The organism is Wenzhouxiangella sp. 15190, from assembly GCF_003417465.1.
Classification (GTDB): domain Bacteria; phylum Pseudomonadota; class Gammaproteobacteria; order Xanthomonadales; family Wenzhouxiangellaceae; genus Wenzhouxiangella.
In genome coordinates this window covers 1-17,090 of the sequence record NZ_QVMV01000023.1, presented here as the reverse complement: position 1 = coordinate 17,090, position 17,090 = coordinate 1, and the positions used below count along the sequence as shown (strand labels likewise).

Genomic DNA, 17,090 nt, shown 5'->3' with positions numbered 1-17,090 from the left:
GGAGGCCTTCTTCTTGGAGGCCTTCTTCTTGGAGGCCTTCTTCTTGGAAGCCTTCTTCTTGGAAGCCTTCTTCTTGGAGGCCTTCTTCTTGGCTACCTTTTTCGCCACCTTCTTCTTGGCGGCCTTTTTCTTCGCGGTCTTCTTGGCAGCCGGCGCGGGGGCACCAGGCGATGCCGGAGTCGAAGTCGGAGTCGAAGCTGTCGCGGTCCCCTGGTCAGGCACCTGTTGTTCCAGCTGGGTTTCTTCGTTAATTTGCATGATGCTGACCTCCCTGGGTCGTGATCAGAATTATCTAACTACTCGCCCGGCGAGAGTCTTCAGTGCGGATATGATTCATCCACTCCCTCGCAGCAGTTTCTACTTTGCCATAATCCGTCGCTTCGTTAAAGGCGTCCATCGCGCCGTCGATGTTTCCCAGATTATAACGGGCAGTGCCTAACAACAGCCAGGCGTTGCCGGTCTGGTTGTCCGAAAGACCGCCTAGATCCACTGCACGACTGAGCGCTTCTTCGGCTTCTTCCCAACGTTCCTGGTCGCTGAGGATAAAGGCGCGCTGAAGATCGATTTCGCCGTCGTCGGATTGGGCACCCGCCTCCTCGTAGGCTTCGAGTGCCTTTTCGAGTTCCCTGGCTTCGTACCAGGCGCCGCCGGCCATTTCCCAATTCTGGCCAGTATTCTCGATGATGCCCTGCTCCAGCCCTTCCTGCAGAACTTCCGCAGCCTTGCGCGGAAAATCGAACTCCTGTTGCAGACTGGCAAGTTGAAGGTATTCGGTCTCACGCTCGAGAAGACCCTTGCGATGGGCCAGGGAGAGCACGGCCATGGAATCGCGATTGCGGTCGAGCTGGGCGTACACGGAAGCCAGTTGCACCCAGTAGTCCTTCTTGTCCGGGCTCATGCGGAGCAGGATCTTCAGAACTTCCGTGGCTTCGTTGAACTTTTCAAGCTCAAAGTGCATGCCGAGCTTGAGCTGATACCAGTTTTCCTTCGGCTCATCCGAAAGGGCGATGGCACGATCGATCGCCTCGATGGCGTTGCGAAACTCCTCGATCTGGGCGTGGATGCTGGCCTTCATGACCCACACGGTGACCTTGTTCTGCTGGTCATCGGGTGTTACGCAGAACCAGATATCGAGCTGGTCGAGGGCATCCTGGTGGCGCTCGAGGGTGTAGTGCAGCTGCGCCACCTGCAGAATCATTTCGTAATGCTGGTTGTTCGGCAAGCGGTTGAGATCGATCGCACGCTGGAAGAGATCGATCGCTTCCTGATAGCGCTCTTGCTGTGCACGAACGAAGGCCATGGCCTGCACGATCGTGGCGCTGGCATAGTCGTCGCGCTCGTTACGCTCGAGCAGGCTCTCAAGCGCCGGAAAGGCTTCTTCGTACTGCTCCTCGCCGATCTGCTCGTAGACGTCGCTGAGCCGGTTGTAGGTCCGCTCGGTCAAACCGCCGGCGGAAACATCTCGCTCGACGCCGCACTCATACCCGGCAACCGTTTCCTGGGCCAGCGACTGGTCCGAAAGCAGGAACAGCGTCGACAGCACAACCGTATTGGCCATCTTGTTCATGACTGATCCAGAGTGAAGTCGATCGTCTGGGTCGCCTCACGTTCCACCGCCTGGCCGTCGACGACGCGCGGCTTGAACTTCCAGCGCAAGATGGCGCGAATCGCTTCACGATCGAATACGCGCGGCGGGTCCGAATCGATCACCCGTGGATTGCGCACCGAACCGGTCTTGTCGATAGTGAACCGGACGGTCACGTAACCCTCGATCTGCGCCACGACGGCATCGCGCGGGTACTGAGGCTGAATACGCACCAGCGGCACGGCGTCGCCTTCGGCGGTGCGATCGCCCTGACTCATATTGCCCAGGAACGGGCCCGATCCACTCATCGAGAGATCCAGATCCGGCATGTCCATATCGGGCATTTCCTGGACCTGCTGTTCCATTTCCGCGATTTCCATGTCCGGTGGCGGCGGGGGCTCTTTCGGTGGTGGCGGGGGCGGCGGCCGACGACGGTCGCGCGTCTCGACGGTCTCGTCGATCTCCACCGGGCCGAAGCGGATACCTGGCGGCGGCTGCCTGTCCTCGCGATCTCCCGGATTGCCGGAGATGAGCAGATGCATCACGTAAAACGTCACCAGCGTGACGATGATGGCCAGAACAACGGCTACGGCATATCGAATTGCGGGATTCATGGTTACCTCCCGTCTTCCGGCTCGGCCGAAACGGAAATGCGATTGATCCCGGCAGCCTGGACCTGGTCCATGACCTCGACGAGCATGCCGGTACGCGCACCCCGATCGGCGATCAGCACGACCGCTGATTCAGGGTTTTCGGCCTTCGCCCGCTCGACTTCGGTGCGCACTTCGTGAAGTTCGATCTGCTGCTTATTCATCCAGATGTCATCGTTATCCCGTATGGCAATGAGAACATTGCCCTGCGGTCTAGGTTCCGCAGTCATGGCCGTGGGTTTGTTGACCTCGACCCCGGTTTCACGAATGAACGACGTGGTGACGATGAAGAAAATCAGCATGATGAACACGATATCCAACATCGGCGTGATGTTGATTTCCGGTTCATCCCTGGTTGCGTGTCTGCGTGCCATGTTCTAGTAAACCGGTTTGCGACGCTGATTGTCGGTCAAATCGTCAGTCGAACCGCAGCAAGTCCTCGAGACGCTCGGCCTCGACTTCCGACTTGCGCTCGAGAAAGGAACCGAAGTAGAGGCCCGACAGCGCCGCCACCATGCCCGCCATGGTGGGAATCGTAGCCTGCGATACGCCGGCAGCCATGGCGCGGGCGTTGCCCGTTCCGAAGAAGGCCATGACGTCGAAGACCGCCACCATGCCGGTCACCGTTCCCAAAAGCCCGAGCAGCGGGCATACGGCAATCAGCGTCTGGATGGTTCGAATATTGCGCTGCATTTCCTGGGACAGCCGGTTGATCAATTCTTCACGGATTCGGCCGGCATGCCAGGACTGGCGATCGGTCCGCTCCTTCCACTGGTCGAGGATTTCCCTGCGACGCGTGGGCAGAACACGGAAGTAGTACCAGTAGCGCTCGAGGATCAGGGTCCACATCATCAGGAGCACGACGAGGATCGCCCAGAGGACGTCCCCGCCGAGCTCGATGAACCCGCGGATCGAGTCGAAAAAATTAGCTAGCGCTACCATGGCGACGCTCTGCAAGTCTTGCAATGATGCCGGCCGACTGCTCTTCCAGGATCTGGATCAGCGAATGGCTGCGGCTCTGCAACAGACTGTGAAGAATCGTCAGCGGAATGGCGACCGTCAGACCCAGCACGGTGGTGATCAGCGCCATCGAAATACCGCTGGCCATCATGCGCGGATCGCCGGTACCAAACAGCGTGATCTGCTGGAAGGTCACGATCATGCCGACAACCGTACCGAGCAGGCCGATCAGCGGTGCAACCACGTACATGACCTTGATCAGGGGCAGGCCCGACTCCAGTGGCGCGGTTTCGCGCAGGATGGCCTCGTCGAGCTTGAGCTCGAGCGTGTCGACATCCTGATCCGGATTGTCCTGGTAGACCTTGATCACGCGGCCCAGGGCGTTGCCCTCGTCGGCCTCGTCACGCTTGAGCTGACGCTTGATGGCATTGCCCTTGATCGTCAGCACGATGCCGCGCCACAGCGCGAACAACACGCCGAAGATACCCAGGGCAATGATCACGTAACCGACTTCGGCACCCTGACGGATGCGCTCACCGAGCGTGGGCGAACGAACGACTTGGGACAGGATCGCACCGCTTGTGCCGTCAATGGCCATGTCGACCACTTCGTCACCGCTAGCCTCCTGCAGGTTAGCGGCCATGTTCTGGTAACGTCCGGCCGGCTGGCGCGGCAGTTGAATGAGCAGGCCCTGGTCGCCGTCCCACTGCAGAAACTTGCCGTCGGAGACGACGTTGAACACACCCACGCGAACCACTTCGCGATCCTCTACCAGATCGCCGTCGGCATTGATCATGTCGGAATTGAACTCGACGACCTTACCGGATTCGGTAATCTCACGAACCATCTCGTACCACATCTGGCGCAGTTCGCTGACGGTCGGCAGTTCACGTGCCTCGGCCAGATTCGCGAAGAATTCCGAACGACCGGGAATCTGCGCACTGACCATCGACTCCTGCAAGTTGCCGCGCATGTCGCCGGCAGCCTGGCGAACCACGCCGAACAGCTCACCCAGATTACCCATGCGCTCATCCAGCGTCGTTTCGAGTTCCACCAGCTCGAGTTCGTTCTCATCGAACTCGTTTTGAAGACGATCGGAACGTTGCTCTTCGGCGCGCAGTTCGGCGCGAGCCTCTTCAAGCAACTGGCGCTGGTTGTTGCGCTCGTTGATGAAGCGCTGCAGACGCTGCTGGTCGATGCGCTGCTCTTCCTGAGCGGCTTCCTGGACCTGCTGCAGCAGCTCGTCGAGACTGTCCTGCGCGCTGGCCGTGAAGGGCATGGCCAGCGCCAGCAATGCGATAAGAATTCTATTCTTGGTCATCATTCACTCTCTGGAGCGGGCACGGGCAGCGGAATCAGGTCGGGCGCGACCTGGTTTCGGGCGATGGCCAAGCCGTCACTGACGGGCCGCTGGTAGCGACTGTCAAGCTGCTCGAACTGGCGGCTGTTCCGGTTCCACCAGCCGGTGGTTTCGCCGTCCAGCGACTGCCAGAACAACAGCGTGCGACCGACACGCAGGAATTCCACCTGCTGGCCGTCGGGCAGGGCACCGCGATAAGCCTCCATCGTGCGCCCGTACTCCAGTTCGGCCTGGTAGGACTCGACGATCAGGCGGAATTTCTCCGAGTTGGTAATATCGGAGCGATCCAGGTTGTCGACGATGCTGTCGGCACGGTCGAGGCGTTCCCTGAGGCGAAAAGGGACGTCGGCCCGGACCAGTTGCTCCAGCGTCTCGGCCATCTCGATCATCAGCGGGACGACGTCGCGGTTGGTCTGCTCCAGGCCTTCGAGCTGATCATTGATCGAAACAATCTCTTCTTCCTGATTGTCGACGACCGCCTGCATTTGCTCGTTGTAACGGCGCAGGCTCTCGGTTTCGGCGAGAACCTGGCGGTACTCGTTGACCAACTGCTGGGTCTCTTCATCGACCTGGTTGATCTGTTCCTGAGCCTGGGCCGCCTGGCGCGTGATCCGGTTCTCGGTTTCGATACTGCGGTCAAGCACCTGGGCGTGTACGACGAAGGTACCGAGCATCAGCCCGGAACCCAGCACCAGCAGGCGTGAACAAGGGGTTGAAAGTAGTGACATTGTCGTATCCGCTTTAGCTTGAATTCGGGGCTTTGCAAATGTCTTGTCGTTTGCCTAGACCGGCAACCGAAATAGAATACCGCCGAACCGGCAACCGAAATGGAATACCGCCGAAATGAAAAATGAAAGGTAAGCCCGGACCCGCACCGAATTGCCGGAATGCGGAACCTACCCATATCAAGGCCTGACGTCAAACTCCATGAGCGAAGAAGTTTCATCCCGTGTAGCCGCCCGAGCAGCCCAAGCCGCCGATCCACCCCCGTGCCGCCTACTTCGCCGTTTGGCATCAATGATTTACGACGCCTTGCTGGTGATTGCCTTGCTGATGGTTGCCGCTGCCATCGTGGTCGTGCCGACCGGCTCCGGCATCGAGGCAGGCACACTGTGGTTTCAGACCTATCTGCTGGTCGTGTGGTGGGCTTACTTTGCAGTTTGCTGGCGTATGGGTGGACAGACGGTGGGAATGCGCGCCTGGCGCGTGCAACTCGTCACGGAAGGAGGCGAACGCATCGGCTGGGCCAACTCCGCCTTGCGATTCCTGGTCGCGGGCGTTTCGGCAGCCGCTGCCGGACTGGGCTTCCTCTGGAGCCTGTTCGATCCCCAGCGCCGGGCCTGGCACGACCTGGCCACGGCGACCCGGCTGATCGTCATACCCAAGGAGGAGAAATAGAAACTCCGAGCCGCAGGCGCCATAACCCTCCTCAATTAACCGGCTCGCAGCACCTCACCCGTTTAGGTCATTCGGATTTCGGTCATTCGAGTTTGTTTGGTACCTGGTGCTTGGAATTTGGAATTTGGAATCCCGACCATCGACTCAAGGCAGATGATTCACGTCGCCTTTGGGGTGTGGCCGCTACAGTTTCCTGAGCAACAACAACCCAATCACTCCGAAGAACAGCGCCGGCAGGATCATCAACAGCCACAACGGGCCGGGCCAGAGCATGGCCGTACCGCGGATAAGCCGGCTGATGACGAAGAACATCAACCCCAGAGACAACCCCACGAAGATGCTCAGCCCACGCCCCCCCTGCCTTGCCCCGCGAAACGTGAACGGCAGGCTGACCAGGATCATGGCCAGCACATTGAGCGGGAAGAACAGACGGCTCCATAAAGCCTGTCGATACTGACCGGTATCGAGGTTGTTGGCGTCGAGCAGCGAGATCATGCCCATCAGGTCGGCGATGGCCAGCATGCGCGGTTTGCTAACCGCCGAGGAGAACAGATCGTAGCTGAGCGTGGATTCACGCCTCACCGATTGCTCGCGCCGGGAGCCGGCGCTTTCGAAAACGCCGCGTTCGGACACGCCGCGCAACTCCCATTCCCGGCCGGTATGCGTCGCGTGCTCAGCATGCATCACGAGCTCGGGCTGCATGCCGGCTTCGTTCAGGCGGTAGATCAGCACATCCCCGAACTCCGGCCGGTTCTCGTCCGACCAGGCTGAATAACCGATACGCACCATCATGCTGCCGTCGCGCAGCCACAACGCCCCGAAGCGTCCCAGATGCACCTGACCACTGCGCAACTGATCGCGCTGGGCGTTGGCACGCGTCTCCAGGCCGGGAATCACGAATTCGGCCAACAAGAAAAGGATGATCAAACAGCCGCCGACGGCCAGCATTACGCTGCCCAGAATCCGTCCCCGGTCATAACCCGCTGCGCGCATCGCCACCAGCTCGTTGGTTCCGGCCAGCCCACCCAGCCCAAGCATCGTGCCGATCAAGGCGGCGAACGGAAAGATGTCGTAGACCCGGCTGGGCGTGGTCTGGGCCAGATACGACAACATCTGCAGCGGACCGTAGTCGCGAATCAGATCCTGCGCCTCGCGCACGAGTTCGATCAGGGTGTACAGGCCGGCCAGCAAAACCGCGACGATCAGCACCCACACCAGCACGGTGCGACTGATATAGCGGCCGAAGATACCGGCAATCACCACGACCTCCAGTGCCGCCAGAAAAGCACGAGCACCAATAGCGCGAGCGCACCGTGAACCGGCCACAGCCCGGGCCCGCGCATGGCATCGTGCTGCTCCATGAGAATCAGTCCACCGTGCACGGCATTGCTGTAGACGAGATACAGCACCAGTGCCGCCACCACGCTGGCATGGCGCCCCTTCCGCGGCTTGCGGCTCGACAGCGGCAGCGCGAGCAGCCCCAGCAGCAGCCCGGCCATGGGGGCGGCCAGGCGCCAGTGCCACTCGCGCCGCTCACTCGGAGACTCGGCCGGCCAGAGCTGTGGCAGGCGGTATTGCGACTCACTGTCGGTCGACGTGTCTTCGGGTGTCGGAAGCCTGAGTTCGTTGCGCGCAAATCGCATTTCCCGAATCCCGCTTTCGAGCGGGTCGGCAGCATGCTGTACCTGGTAACCGTCACGCAACAGAAGATATCGGCCTTCATCCTCGCCCGGCAGCCACAATCGACCCCGCTGGGCGGTCAGCAGCTGTGTACTCCCGTCTTCCACGTGCTGGATGAAGATATCGCTGAGTTCATCCGTTCTGCGGTCGATGCTGCCCACATAGACCGTGGTTCGCCCGTGGTTGAGTCGATCGAACTGGCCGGGCCTCAAGCCCGCCACCATGGCGTTGCGGGCCGCATCGGTCAGCAGGGTGGCGGAGCGCTCGACCGCCATGGGCGAGAGCCAGCCGGAGACGATCAAAAGTCCGCCGGCCCAGAGTGCGGCCACGGCGATGATCGGACGCAGCAGGCGGCGGTAGGCGAGTCCGCCACTGCGCATGACAACCAGCTCGCTTTCTTCCTGCAGACGGCCCAGCGTCATCAGCAAACCGGTCAGCAGAGCCAGCGGCCCGACCAGCATCATCGCCTCGGGCAGCCGGAGGGCGAGCATGAGCAGGACGCTGCCGCCGGGCAGCTCGCCCTGGGCCGCCTCGCCCAGCAGTTCGGCGAGGAACAGCGCGCTGACCACGCCGAGAAAGACGATCAGGCTCAGCAGGCTGGCCAGCAGGCCCTGTCTCAGGATATAGCGCTGGAGAATCAGCATTCAGGCGGCTGGCGTCGACGGTTACAATGGTGGATTGGCATTATGATTGACTAAGATTCTCTTTCGAGCAGGACACTGGACACTATGCAGTTTACAACCACTGACGCTACCGCCACGGCGATCGAGACCGATTGCCTCGTTGCCGGATTGGGTGAAGCCGGACTGAGCGGCCCGCTTTCCGACATCGACAAGGCCAGTGACGGCCTTCTCTCGCGTTTGCATGAAAGCGGCGACCTGCCGCAAAAGGCCAGCCAGACCGTGCTGTTGCACGCCGTACCCGGCATCAAGGCAGCCCGCCTGCTCGTCGTCGGCCTCGGCAAGGCCGAGAAGCTCGACGGCGCGGCCTTCGACAAGGCCGTCAAGGCCGCCGGCAAGGCATTGAGGCAATCGCGCGCCACCAGCGCCCACTGCCTGCTAGCCGATCACGAGGTCACCGACCGAGCTAGCGACTGGAAGGTTCGCCAGGCCGGCATCGCCCTGGCCTATGCCGACTACGTCTACAGCGCCACCAAGAAGCCCAAGGACGATGCGCCGCCGGCGACCGACACGGTCAGCTTCCCGGCCGGTGAAGGCGTGGAGCAGCAACTCGGCCTGGCCGAGGCAATCGCCGCCGGTGTGCAGCGCGCCCGCGACCTGGCCGATCTGCCGCCCAATATCTGCACGCCGGCCTACCTGGCCGAGATCGCCGAGAAGATGGCCGCTGAGCACGATGGACTTGAGGTCGAGATCCTCGAACAAGAGGCGATGGAGAAGCTGGAAATGAACGCCCTCCTGGCCGTCGCCGTCGGCAGCGCCAACCGTCCGCGCCTGATTCGCCTGAGCTGGAAGGGCGGCAAGGACTCAGACGCACCGCTGGCAATGGTCGGAAAAGGGGTGACCTTCGATACCGGGGGTATTTCGATCAAGCCGCGCGACCTGATGGAACAGATGAAGTTCGACATGGGCGGCGCGGCCGCCACCATCGGCGCCATGGAAGCCGTCGCCCGGCTGAAGCTGCCGATGAATATCGAAGGTGTGGTTGCCGCGGTCGAGAACATGCCCGACGGCAAGGCCTATCGTCCGGGTGACGTGATCACCGCCATGAACGGCAAGACCATCGAGGTGCACAACACCGACGCCGAAGGGCGAATGATCCTGGCCGACGCCCTGACCTGGACCGAGCGCCTGAACCCCGACACCACCGTCGATCTGGCCACGCTGACCGGCGCCTGCGTCGTCGCGCTCGGCCATCACGCCAGTGCCGTCATGACCCAGGACGACGAACTGGCCGAGGAACTACTCAGTGCGGGACAGCGCTCGGCCGACCGGACCTGGCGCCTGCCGCTATGGGACGACTACCAGGAACAGATCGACAGCCCCTTTGCCGACATGAAGAATATCGGCGGCATGCCGGCCGGCTCGATTACGGCCGGCTGCTTCCTGTCGCGCTTCGCCGAAGGCCAGCGCTGGGCCCATATCGACATCGCGGGTGCGGCCTGGCAATGGGGCAAACCCGAGTCCGGCACCGGCCGCCCGGTGGGCATGCTGGTCGACTGGATGGTGGACCGTGCCGGCGGCTGGGACGTCCTCGGCTGACGGGTTGCGTCTGGGCGTGAAACCATTCTGGCAATGAGGGTCGACTTCTACGAAATGGGCGGGCGGTTTACCGACCCGCTGTATGTCGCCGGCGTGCTGGTCTCCAAGGCCTGGCCGGGGACGCGGGACATTGCCGTTGTCGGCGCCCCTGACGATCTGGCAAAACTCGATGAGCAAATGTGGGCACAGCCGGAGGGCCGCTTCCTGCCGCACGAACGCGGCGGAACCAAAGCCCCGATCCGCCTGTTGGAGCAGGCCCCGGAAGCGGCCGACATCCTGATTAACCTGGATCCGGCCTCTGCCCTGCCCGACGGCCGCTTCCAGCGCATCCTCGAAATCGTGCCACCGGACGAGTCGCTCAAGCAGAAGCTGCGCGAACGCTGGATGGCCTGGAAAAAGCGCGGGGCGGAATTGCAGCATCATGTATTGAAATAATCAGAAAATAGTGAATAGAAAATAGAAAATAGAAAATAGAGGCGGGCTCCTCGCCATTCCGACTATTCTCTATTTACTTTTTTCTATTTTCTATTTTCTGAAGCTTTCTAGTCTAAAAAGCAGAGCGAAATGGAAAAAGCCTACAACCCCGACCAAATCGAACAGCGCTGGTACCCGTACTGGGAAGACAAGGGCTGCTTCAAGCCCTCCGGCGAGGGCAAGCCGTTCACCATCCTGCTGCCGCCACCGAACGTCACCGGCACGCTACACATGGGGCACGCCTTCCAGCACACGCTGATGGATGCCCTGATCCGCTACCAGCGGTTGAAGGGTCGGGACACGCTATGGCAGGTCGGGGTCGACCACGCCGGCATTGCCACCGAAATGGTGGTCACCCGCCAGATCGAGGCCGAGGGCGGCAAGCGCGACGATTACACGCGCGAGGAATTCATCGAGAAGGTCTGGGACTGGAAGGAGCACTCGGGCTCGACCATTACCTCGCAGATGCGCCGCCTGGGCGCTTCGGCCGACTGGTCGCGCGAGCGTTTCACCATGAACCCGGATCTTTCCGAGGCGGTCAACGAGACCTTCGTTCGCCTCTACCGGGAAGGAAAAATCTATCGCGGTCCACGCCTGGTCAACTGGGACCCGGTGCTCAAGACGGCGATTTCCGACCTGGAAGTGGTCAACAGCGAGGAGCAGGGCAAGCTCTGGTCCATCCGGTATCCGAGAACCGACGGCAAGGGCGATGTCATCGTCGCCACCACGCGTCCTGAGACGATGCTGGGCGACGTCTGCGTGGCCGTGCATCCCGACGACGAACGCTACGGCGACCTGGTCGGCAAAACCGTCGAACTGCCGCTGACCGGGCGCGAGATTCCCGTGGTGGCCGACGAATACGTCGACATGGAATTCGGCACCGGCTGCGTCAAGATCACCCCGGCGCACGACTTCAACGACTGGGAAGTCGGCGCCCGACACGATTTCGAGCCGATCAACATTCTCACGCCGACGGCCGGGATCAACGACAACGCACCCGAAGCCTACCGCGGCCTGGACCGCTTCGAGGCCAGGGCGCGCGTCGTCGAAGACCTGAAGGCGCAGGACCTGCTGGTCGAGGAAAAGCCGCACACCCTGATGGTGCCCCGCGGCGACCGTTCGGGCCAGATCATCGAACCGTTCCTGACCGACCAGTGGTTCGTGAAGATGGACGAGCTCGGCCAGATCGGACTGGATGCGGTCGAATCCGGCGATGTCGAATTCGTGCCCGGCAACTGGATCAATACTTATCGCCACTGGATGGAAAACCTGCAGGACTGGTGCATCTCGCGCCAGCTTTGGTGGGGCCATCGCATTCCGGCCTGGTACGACGCCGACGGCAACACCTACGTGGGCCGCACCGAGGACGAGGCGCGCGCAAACAGCGACCTGCCCGTCCACGCGAAACTGGTCCAGGACGAGGACGTACTCGAAACCTGGTTCTCGTCGGCGCTCTGGGCCCATTCCACGCTGGGTTGGCCCGACGAGCAGCGCATGCAATCGGAAGGCTTCGACCGCTACCTGCCCACTTCGGTGCTGATCACCGGCTTTGACATCATCTTCTTCTGGGTGGCGAGGATGATCATGATGACGAAGCATTTCACAGGCCGGGTCCCCTTCGAGCAGGTCTACATCACCGGCCTGATTCGCGACCGCGACGGGCAGAAGATGTCGAAGTCCAAGGGCAACGTGCTCGACCCCATCGACCTGATCGACGGCATCGAGCTCGAGGCCCTGGTCGAGAAGCGCACCGCCTCGATGATGCAGCCGCAGAAAGCCAAGGCGGTCGCGAAAGCCACCCGCGACGAGTATCCCGACGGCATCCCGGCCTTCGGCGCCGATGCCCTGCGCTTCACCTTCGCCGCCCTGGCCGGCCACGGCCGCGACATCAAGTTCGACCTGGGCCGTTGCGAGGGCTACCGCAACTTCCTCAACAAGCTCTGGAACGCCGCGCGCTTCACGCTGATGAACACCGGCGAAGAAAAGCTGCCGGTACCGGCCGAGGGCGACTACGACGTGCTCTCGCGCTGGATTCGATCGCGCCTGAGCCGCACGATCAGTGAAGTCGACCAGTCACTGGCCGACTACCGCTTCGATCTGGCATCGAAAGCGCTTTACGAATTCGTCTGGCACGAGCTCTGCGACTGGTACCTCGAGCTGGCCAAGCCGGCCCTGTCCGAGGATGCCGACGAGGCGACCGCCCGGGCCACCCGCTACACCCTCGCCACCGTGCTGGAAGCCACGCTCAAGCTGTTGCACCCCTTCGTGCCCTTCATCACCGAGGAAATCTGGCAGCGCGTGCGCATGCCCGCCGGCGTGGAAGCCGACACCATCATGGCCACGCGCTGGCCCGAGGCCGGCGTGATCGACGAGGCCGCTGAAGCGGACGCCGAGTGGCTCAAGACCGTGATCTCGGCCATCCGGTCGGCCCGCACCGAGCTGGGCCTGGCACCGGGCAAGCCGATGCCGTTGATGGTCCAGCTGGGCGAGGAAAGCGACCACGAACGCCTGGAACGCTTCGGCACCCTGATCAAGCGTCTGGCGCGTATCGAATCGATCGAACGCGTCGGAGACGAGCGCGACAGCGCGGACTCTGCGGTCGCCCTGGCCGGCAACCTGCGATTATTGATTCCGCTGGCCGGTCTGGTCGACATCGCCGAGGAACTGGCCCGCCTGAACAAACAGCTCGAACGCGAGCAGAAGGGCCTGACCCAGGCCGAAAAGAAACTCGCCAATGAACGCTTCGTCGACAACGCGCCGGCCGAAGTCGTCGACAAGGAGCGTCAGCGCCTGGAAGAACACCGGGCCAGGGTGACCGAACTGTCGAACCAGATCGACAAGCTCGGCAAGCTGCAGTAAGAAGAGCCCGGGCACCGCACGCGCCCGGGCAAACAATACCGTCGCTCGGTCAATCCATCCTTCTGGCCAGCGGGGTCAATTCAACGCGGGCGATTTCACCCGCGGCGGTGTTGGTTCCGACCGAGAACCCGGCCTCGTCGCCCGGCGCCAGTTCTCCACCGGCACCGCCGTGCGCCACGGCAACCAGTTCGTCCTGCGCGTTGAAAAAGGCGGCGTGGATCATCACGAACCCCGCAGCGGCGTCGCCCGTGTTCCGGACCGTGCCGCTGGCTTCGTAAATATAGGATGAGGACGGATCGCTGCCCTCGCTGACGTCATCCAGTTCCAATTCGGTATAGGCATCGGTTTCCTCCGGCTGCCGGGCACGCCACACCAGCGGGTCGACCGAGGCCCACTCGCTCTCGTCACCATCATTGAAAATCACCTTCACCGGAACGGCTGCTCCAGCCGGCAGGAGCGCAATCTGCCCACCGGTTCGGTCGAGCTCCTCGCCGTCCGAGTCTCTCAGGATCATGGCGATCTCAACGCGCTCGAGTGGTGTCTCGAGTACGTTCTCGACCACGGCGATCGCGATCACCGAGCCGTACCCGTCCGTGTAGGTGTTGAAGTGAGAGACGTTCGTCCATTGCGCCGCCTCCGGACCGGTCTGCGAGGTTTCGGTGGACGAGCCCTCTCCACCGCCTGAGCAGGCGCCAAGCATGGCCGCGATCATCAAGCCGAAGACAGTAAACCCAACCTTCTTCCAAATTGTCATTGTCTCTCCTGAAGGGAAAACGATTCGCCCGGGCAAATCGGCCCGGACCGCCTGGCATGGCACGGGCAATCCATCATCCGCGCCCGCAGTCCAGGTGGAGCACCATCACCAGGGCGTCTTCGCGCCCGCCCCGGGCCGGATAGTAGCCCGGACGACGACCGATGATGCGAAAACCGTTGTGCTTGTAAAGCTTGACCGCCGCCTTGTTGCTGGGTCGTACTTCCAGGAACAGGCGGTCGGCAGCGGCAATCTGTGCCTCACGAACCACATGCTCGAGCAGCCGGTTCGCCAATCCGTTTCGACGCTGGTCGGGATGGATACAGAGATTGAGCAGGTGCGCCTCGTCGAGCGAGTGGGAGACAATGCCGTAGCCCGCCACGCCGGCATCGAGGTCAAGTACATGGCAGCGATAGCCCACGCGCAGGCAGTCCTGAAAGATGCCGCGCGTCCACGGATAGGGATAGGAGGCCGATTCGATCTCGAAAACGGTATCCAGGTCCCCGCGCGCCATGGCGCGGATGGCCACGCGCGGTGACAGGACCGCGGCCATCAGTCGTCGAGCTCCGCGACCAGCACACACCACAGGCGACGCCGGGCATCGGCACTGGTCGCCAGTTGCGGCAGGTCGGGCGCCAGTACCACACCCACTTCGCCTGTCCCTTCGGGCGCCTGGCCGAAAACCAGCACGTGCCGGATACCGCGCGAGTCCAACTCGGTAACGGACACGCCGGCCGAATCGGAATGCGCCCATTGGCCGAAGCGGCAGCGTGCCGAACCGATGGCGGCCTGGATATCGCCGAGCAGGGTTTCGTGGCGACCGTCCCAGGGCGCATCCTGCACCAGCAGCCAATCGCCGTCACCGGAGGCCATGCGCACACGCGGCATCGCCGGGCCCGAGCGGGGCGACGCATCGTCGACCTGTTCGGCCTGCGTCGGGATCGAAGCCGCGGCGCGACGATCCCTGCGCACCCAGACATCGATGCCCAGGGCTTCAAGTCGCTGGCGCGAGGCAACAGACGGAATCATGGCTTGCCTCCATCCCGCCGGCGGCGGATACGCTGGCGATTGCGGCCGCGAACGGTCACGATCGGACCCGACAGCACGTAGAGAATGCCCACCGTCAACAGCACTGCCGGCAGATCGATGGCCAGCAGCACCAGCAACACCAGCAACAGGAAGATCCAGGCAAACGGAACGCGGTCACCACGCGGGCCGGCCTTGAAGCTGTAATAACGAACACGCGAGACCATCAGCGTACCCAGCAGGATGGTCACCACCAGCAGCGGCCAGGACATCAGTTCCGGATTGAGCTGCCGGTCAACCGAAAACCAGACGATCGCGACCAGCATGCCGGCGGCCGCCGGGCTGGCCAGCCCCTGGAAATAGCGCTTGTCGGCCACGCCCGCCTGGGTATTGAATCGCGCCAGCCGCAGGGCCGCGCAGGCGGAAAAGAAAAAGGCGCCCAGCCAGCCGGCCTTGGCGGCCACGGTGCCGGCATGGCCGAAGGAGTCGAGAGTCCAGGTGAATACCAGCACGGCCGGCGCAATACCGAAAGAGACCATGTCCGACAGCGAGTCGTACTGCACGCCGAACTCCGACTGCGTGCCGGTCAACCGGGCTACACGGCCATCCAGGCCGTCGAGGAGCCCGGCGATGAGGATGGCGATGCAGGCCGAAACCGGCTCGCCCTCGATGGCCGAGACGATGGCGAAAAAGCCCGCCATCAGCGCGCCGGTGGTCAACGCGTTGGGCAGCAGAAATGCGCCGCGCGCCGGCACCTGCTCGGGTTGTTCTTCTTTAGCCATCGTGTTCCGGCCGTTCAGAGCGTGAATTCAGGGTGCCAAGAATAGCATTCCGACACCTCGATTCGCTTGCCGCCCGGCAGCCGAACCGCGCGCGAGGCCCGGCTGCCTGATAGAATTCCTTGCTTTGCCAGAAGTCGCCGAACGGGCCCGATTCGATGAAGACATCCAGCTTTCACCTCGCCACCCTGCGCGAAGTTCCCGCCGACGCCGAGATCATCAGCCACCAGCTGATGCTGCGCACGGGCATGATCCGCAAGCTCACCGCCGGCATCTACAGCTGGACGCCGCTTGGCCTGAAGGTGCTCAGGAAGGTCGAACAGGTGGTGCGCGAGGAAATGGACGCCGCCGGCGCACTGGAAATGCTGATGCCGGCCATTCAGCCAGCCGAACTGTGGCAGGAGACCGGTCGCTGGGAAGACTTCGGCCCGCTGCTGCTCAAGATCACCGACCGCGCCGGGCGCGAGTTCGCCTTCGGTCCGACCCATGAAGAGGTGATCACCGAGTTCGCCCGCGCCGAGCTCAGGTCCTACAAACAGTTGCCGATCTGCTTCTACCAGATCCAGTCGAAGTTCCGCGACGAGATCCGGCCCCGCTTCGGGGTGATGCGGGCGCGTGAGTTCCTGATGAAGGACGCCTACTCCTTCCACCTCGACGACGAAAGCCTGGCCGAGTACTACCAGGTCATGTTCGACGCCTACTCGCGCGTCTTCGAGCGCCTGAAACTCGAGTTCAAATCGGTCAAGGCTGATTCCGGCGCCATCGGCGGCGCGGTCAGCCACGAATTCCACGTGCTGGCCGACTCAGGCGAGGACGCCATCGCCCATGTGCCCGGCGGCCGCTACGCCGCCAACGTCGAGCTGGCCGAGGCCGTCGCCGTCGGTGAACGCGCCGAGCCGAAAGAGGAAATGCGCCTGGTCGATACGCCCGATGCCAAGACGATCGCCGCGCTGGTCGAACAGTTCGAGCTACCGATCGAGAAGACAGTCAAGACCCTGGTGGTCGAAGCCAGTGACGAATGCGAGTCCGATTTCGTGGCCCTGCTGGTGCGCGGCGACCACGAACTCAATGCCGTCAAGGCCGAGAAACTGCCCCAGGTGGCCGCACCGCTGCGGATGGCCACCGAGGAAGAAATCCGGTCGGCCATCGGTGCCGGGCCCGGCAGCCTCGGCCCGGTCGAGCTGCCGATTCCCTGCATCATCGACCGCCAGGTTGCCGTGATGAGCGACTTCGGCGCCGGTGCCAATACCGACGACAAGCACTACTTCGGCATCAACTGGGAGCGTGACGTCGCCCTGCCAGAAGTCGCCGACCTGCGCAACGTCCTCGCCGGCGACCCCAGCCCGGAA

18 protein-coding genes are annotated in these 17,090 nt (G+C 62.6%); 5 read left to right on the top strand and 13 right to left on the bottom strand.

What is annotated here, in order from left to right:
- The 7 genes from DZK26_RS14285 to DZK26_RS05640 form a co-directional block, all read right to left on the bottom strand.
- Positions 1-258 (bottom strand): hypothetical protein (locus DZK26_RS14285; protein WP_181918352.1); only part of this gene is annotated, 258 nt, incomplete at its 3' end.
- A gap of 34 nt (positions 259-292) precedes the next feature.
- On the bottom strand, positions 293-1,567 hold the full coding sequence (locus tag DZK26_RS05665) for a tetratricopeptide repeat protein (protein WP_116897923.1): 1,275 nt from the start codon (positions 1,565-1,567) through the stop codon (positions 293-295).
- Positions 1,564-2,199 carry an energy transducer TonB gene (locus DZK26_RS05660; RefSeq protein ID WP_116897922.1) on the bottom strand — a complete coding sequence of 212 codons (636 nt, stop codon included), beginning with the start codon at positions 2,197-2,199 and terminating at the stop codon, positions 1,564-1,566. Before DZK26_RS05660 ends, DZK26_RS05665 begins: the two co-directional genes overlap by 4 nt.
- A 2-nt stretch (positions 2,200-2,201) precedes the next feature.
- Entirely contained in the window at positions 2,202-2,609 is a 408-nt protein-coding gene (locus DZK26_RS05655; RefSeq protein WP_116897921.1) for a biopolymer transporter ExbD, read from the bottom strand.
- Positions 2,610-2,652: 43 nt separating this feature from the next.
- Positions 2,653-3,177, bottom strand: a complete 525-nt coding sequence (locus DZK26_RS05650; RefSeq protein ID WP_116897920.1) for a MotA/TolQ/ExbB proton channel family protein — start codon at positions 3,175-3,177, stop codon at positions 2,653-2,655.
- Positions 3,161-4,516 (bottom strand): MotA/TolQ/ExbB proton channel family protein, encoded by a 1,356-nt coding sequence (locus DZK26_RS14530; RefSeq protein ID WP_258870847.1) that lies wholly within the window; start codon positions 4,514-4,516, stop codon positions 3,161-3,163. The genes DZK26_RS05650 and DZK26_RS14530 overlap by 17 nt, the downstream gene beginning before the upstream one ends.
- Positions 4,516-5,283, bottom strand: a complete 768-nt coding sequence (locus DZK26_RS05640; protein ID WP_116897918.1) for a DUF3450 domain-containing protein — start codon at positions 5,281-5,283, stop codon at positions 4,516-4,518. The genes DZK26_RS14530 and DZK26_RS05640 overlap by 1 nt, the downstream gene beginning before the upstream one ends.
- Before the next feature lie 199 nt (positions 5,284-5,482).
- On the opposite strand from DZK26_RS05640, the gene DZK26_RS05635 reads away from it, so the two are divergent.
- Positions 5,483-5,953 carry an RDD family protein gene (locus DZK26_RS05635; protein WP_116897917.1) on the top strand — a complete coding sequence of 157 codons (471 nt, stop codon included), beginning with the start codon at positions 5,483-5,485 and terminating at the stop codon, positions 5,951-5,953.
- Between the two features lie 183 nt (positions 5,954-6,136).
- Here the strand turns inward: DZK26_RS05635 and lptG are convergent, their stop codons facing one another.
- Positions 6,137-7,213, bottom strand: coding sequence for an LPS export ABC transporter permease LptG (gene lptG, locus DZK26_RS05630; RefSeq protein WP_181918350.1), 1,077 nt, complete (start codon positions 7,211-7,213; stop codon positions 6,137-6,139).
- A complete protein-coding gene (gene lptF / locus DZK26_RS05625; RefSeq protein ID WP_116897915.1) occupies positions 7,210-8,277 on the bottom strand; it encodes an LPS export ABC transporter permease LptF in 1,068 nt (355 codons plus the stop codon). The genes lptG and lptF overlap by 4 nt, the downstream gene beginning before the upstream one ends.
- An 84-nt stretch (positions 8,278-8,361) precedes the next feature.
- On the opposite strand from lptF, the gene DZK26_RS05620 reads away from it, so the two are divergent.
- The 3 genes from DZK26_RS05620 (at position 8,362) to DZK26_RS05610 (ending at position 13,185) form a co-directional block, all read left to right on the top strand.
- Positions 8,362-9,852 carry a leucyl aminopeptidase gene (locus tag DZK26_RS05620; protein WP_116897914.1) on the top strand — a complete coding sequence of 497 codons (1,491 nt, stop codon included), beginning with the start codon at positions 8,362-8,364 and terminating at the stop codon, positions 9,850-9,852.
- Positions 9,853-9,885: 33 nt separating this feature from the next.
- Positions 9,886-10,287, top strand: a complete 402-nt coding sequence (locus DZK26_RS05615; RefSeq protein WP_116897913.1) for a DNA polymerase III subunit chi — start codon at positions 9,886-9,888, stop codon at positions 10,285-10,287.
- A gap of 129 nt (positions 10,288-10,416) precedes the next feature.
- Complete coding sequence (locus DZK26_RS05610) at positions 10,417-13,185, top strand: valine--tRNA ligase (RefSeq protein ID WP_116897912.1); 2,769 nt, start codon at positions 10,417-10,419, stop codon at positions 13,183-13,185.
- Between the two features lie 49 nt (positions 13,186-13,234).
- Here the strand turns inward: DZK26_RS05610 and DZK26_RS05605 are convergent, their stop codons facing one another.
- The 4 genes from DZK26_RS05605 to pssA all read right to left on the bottom strand — a co-directional run bounded on the left by DZK26_RS05605 (position 13,235) and on the right by pssA (position 15,744).
- Positions 13,235-13,939 carry an FxLYD domain-containing protein gene (locus DZK26_RS05605; protein ID WP_147306637.1) on the bottom strand — a complete coding sequence of 235 codons (705 nt, stop codon included), beginning with the start codon at positions 13,937-13,939 and terminating at the stop codon, positions 13,235-13,237.
- 73 nt (positions 13,940-14,012) lie between these two features.
- Positions 14,013-14,489, bottom strand: a complete 477-nt coding sequence (gene rimI, locus DZK26_RS05600) for a ribosomal protein S18-alanine N-acetyltransferase (protein WP_116897910.1) — start codon at positions 14,487-14,489, stop codon at positions 14,013-14,015.
- Positions 14,489-14,965 carry a hypothetical protein gene (locus DZK26_RS05595; RefSeq protein ID WP_116897909.1) on the bottom strand — a complete coding sequence of 159 codons (477 nt, stop codon included), beginning with the start codon at positions 14,963-14,965 and terminating at the stop codon, positions 14,489-14,491. Before DZK26_RS05595 ends, rimI begins: the two co-directional genes overlap by 1 nt.
- Entirely contained in the window at positions 14,962-15,744 is a 783-nt protein-coding gene (pssA, locus tag DZK26_RS05590) for a CDP-diacylglycerol--serine O-phosphatidyltransferase (RefSeq protein ID WP_116897908.1), read from the bottom strand. Before pssA ends, DZK26_RS05595 begins: the two co-directional genes overlap by 4 nt.
- Before the next feature lie 155 nt (positions 15,745-15,899).
- On the opposite strand from pssA, the gene DZK26_RS05585 reads away from it, so the two are divergent.
- Positions 15,900-17,090: proline--tRNA ligase (locus DZK26_RS05585; protein WP_116897907.1), on the top strand; the 1,191-nt coding region annotated here is incomplete at its 3' end.

Bases quoted from the DNA above. Each gene is read 5' to 3' on its own strand.
- DZK26_RS05665 (WP_116897923.1), bottom strand. From the start codon at position 1,567: ATGAACAAGATGGCCAATACGGTTGTGCTGTCGACGCTGTTCCTGCTT.
- DZK26_RS05660 (WP_116897922.1), bottom strand. From the start codon at position 2,199: ATGAATCCCGCAATTCGATATGCCGTAGCCGTTGTTCTGGCCATCATC.
- DZK26_RS05655 (WP_116897921.1), bottom strand. From the start codon at position 2,609: ATGGCACGCAGACACGCAACCAGGGATGAACCGGAAATCAACATCACG.
- DZK26_RS05650 (WP_116897920.1), bottom strand. From the start codon at position 3,177: ATGGTAGCGCTAGCTAATTTTTTCGACTCGATCCGCGGGTTCATCGAG.
- DZK26_RS14530 (WP_258870847.1), bottom strand. From the start codon at position 4,516: ATGACCAAGAATAGAATTCTTATCGCATTGCTGGCGCTGGCCATGCCC.
- DZK26_RS05640 (WP_116897918.1), bottom strand. From the start codon at position 5,283: ATGTCACTACTTTCAACCCCTTGTTCACGCCTGCTGGTGCTGGGTTCC.
- DZK26_RS05635 (WP_116897917.1), top strand. From the start codon at position 5,483: ATGAGCGAAGAAGTTTCATCCCGTGTAGCCGCCCGAGCAGCCCAAGCC.
- lptF (WP_116897915.1), bottom strand. From the start codon at position 8,277: ATGCTGATTCTCCAGCGCTATATCCTGAGACAGGGCCTGCTGGCCAGC.
- DZK26_RS05620 (WP_116897914.1), top strand. From the start codon at position 8,362: ATGCAGTTTACAACCACTGACGCTACCGCCACGGCGATCGAGACCGAT.
- DZK26_RS05615 (WP_116897913.1), top strand. From the start codon at position 9,886: ATGAGGGTCGACTTCTACGAAATGGGCGGGCGGTTTACCGACCCGCTG.
- DZK26_RS05610 (WP_116897912.1), top strand. From the start codon at position 10,417: ATGGAAAAAGCCTACAACCCCGACCAAATCGAACAGCGCTGGTACCCG.
- DZK26_RS05605 (WP_147306637.1), bottom strand. From the start codon at position 13,939: ATGACAATTTGGAAGAAGGTTGGGTTTACTGTCTTCGGCTTGATGATC.
- rimI (WP_116897910.1), bottom strand. From the start codon at position 14,489: ATGGCCGCGGTCCTGTCACCGCGCGTGGCCATCCGCGCCATGGCGCGC.
- DZK26_RS05595 (WP_116897909.1), bottom strand. From the start codon at position 14,965: ATGATTCCGTCTGTTGCCTCGCGCCAGCGACTTGAAGCCCTGGGCATC.
- pssA (WP_116897908.1), bottom strand. From the start codon at position 15,744: ATGGCTAAAGAAGAACAACCCGAGCAGGTGCCGGCGCGCGGCGCATTT.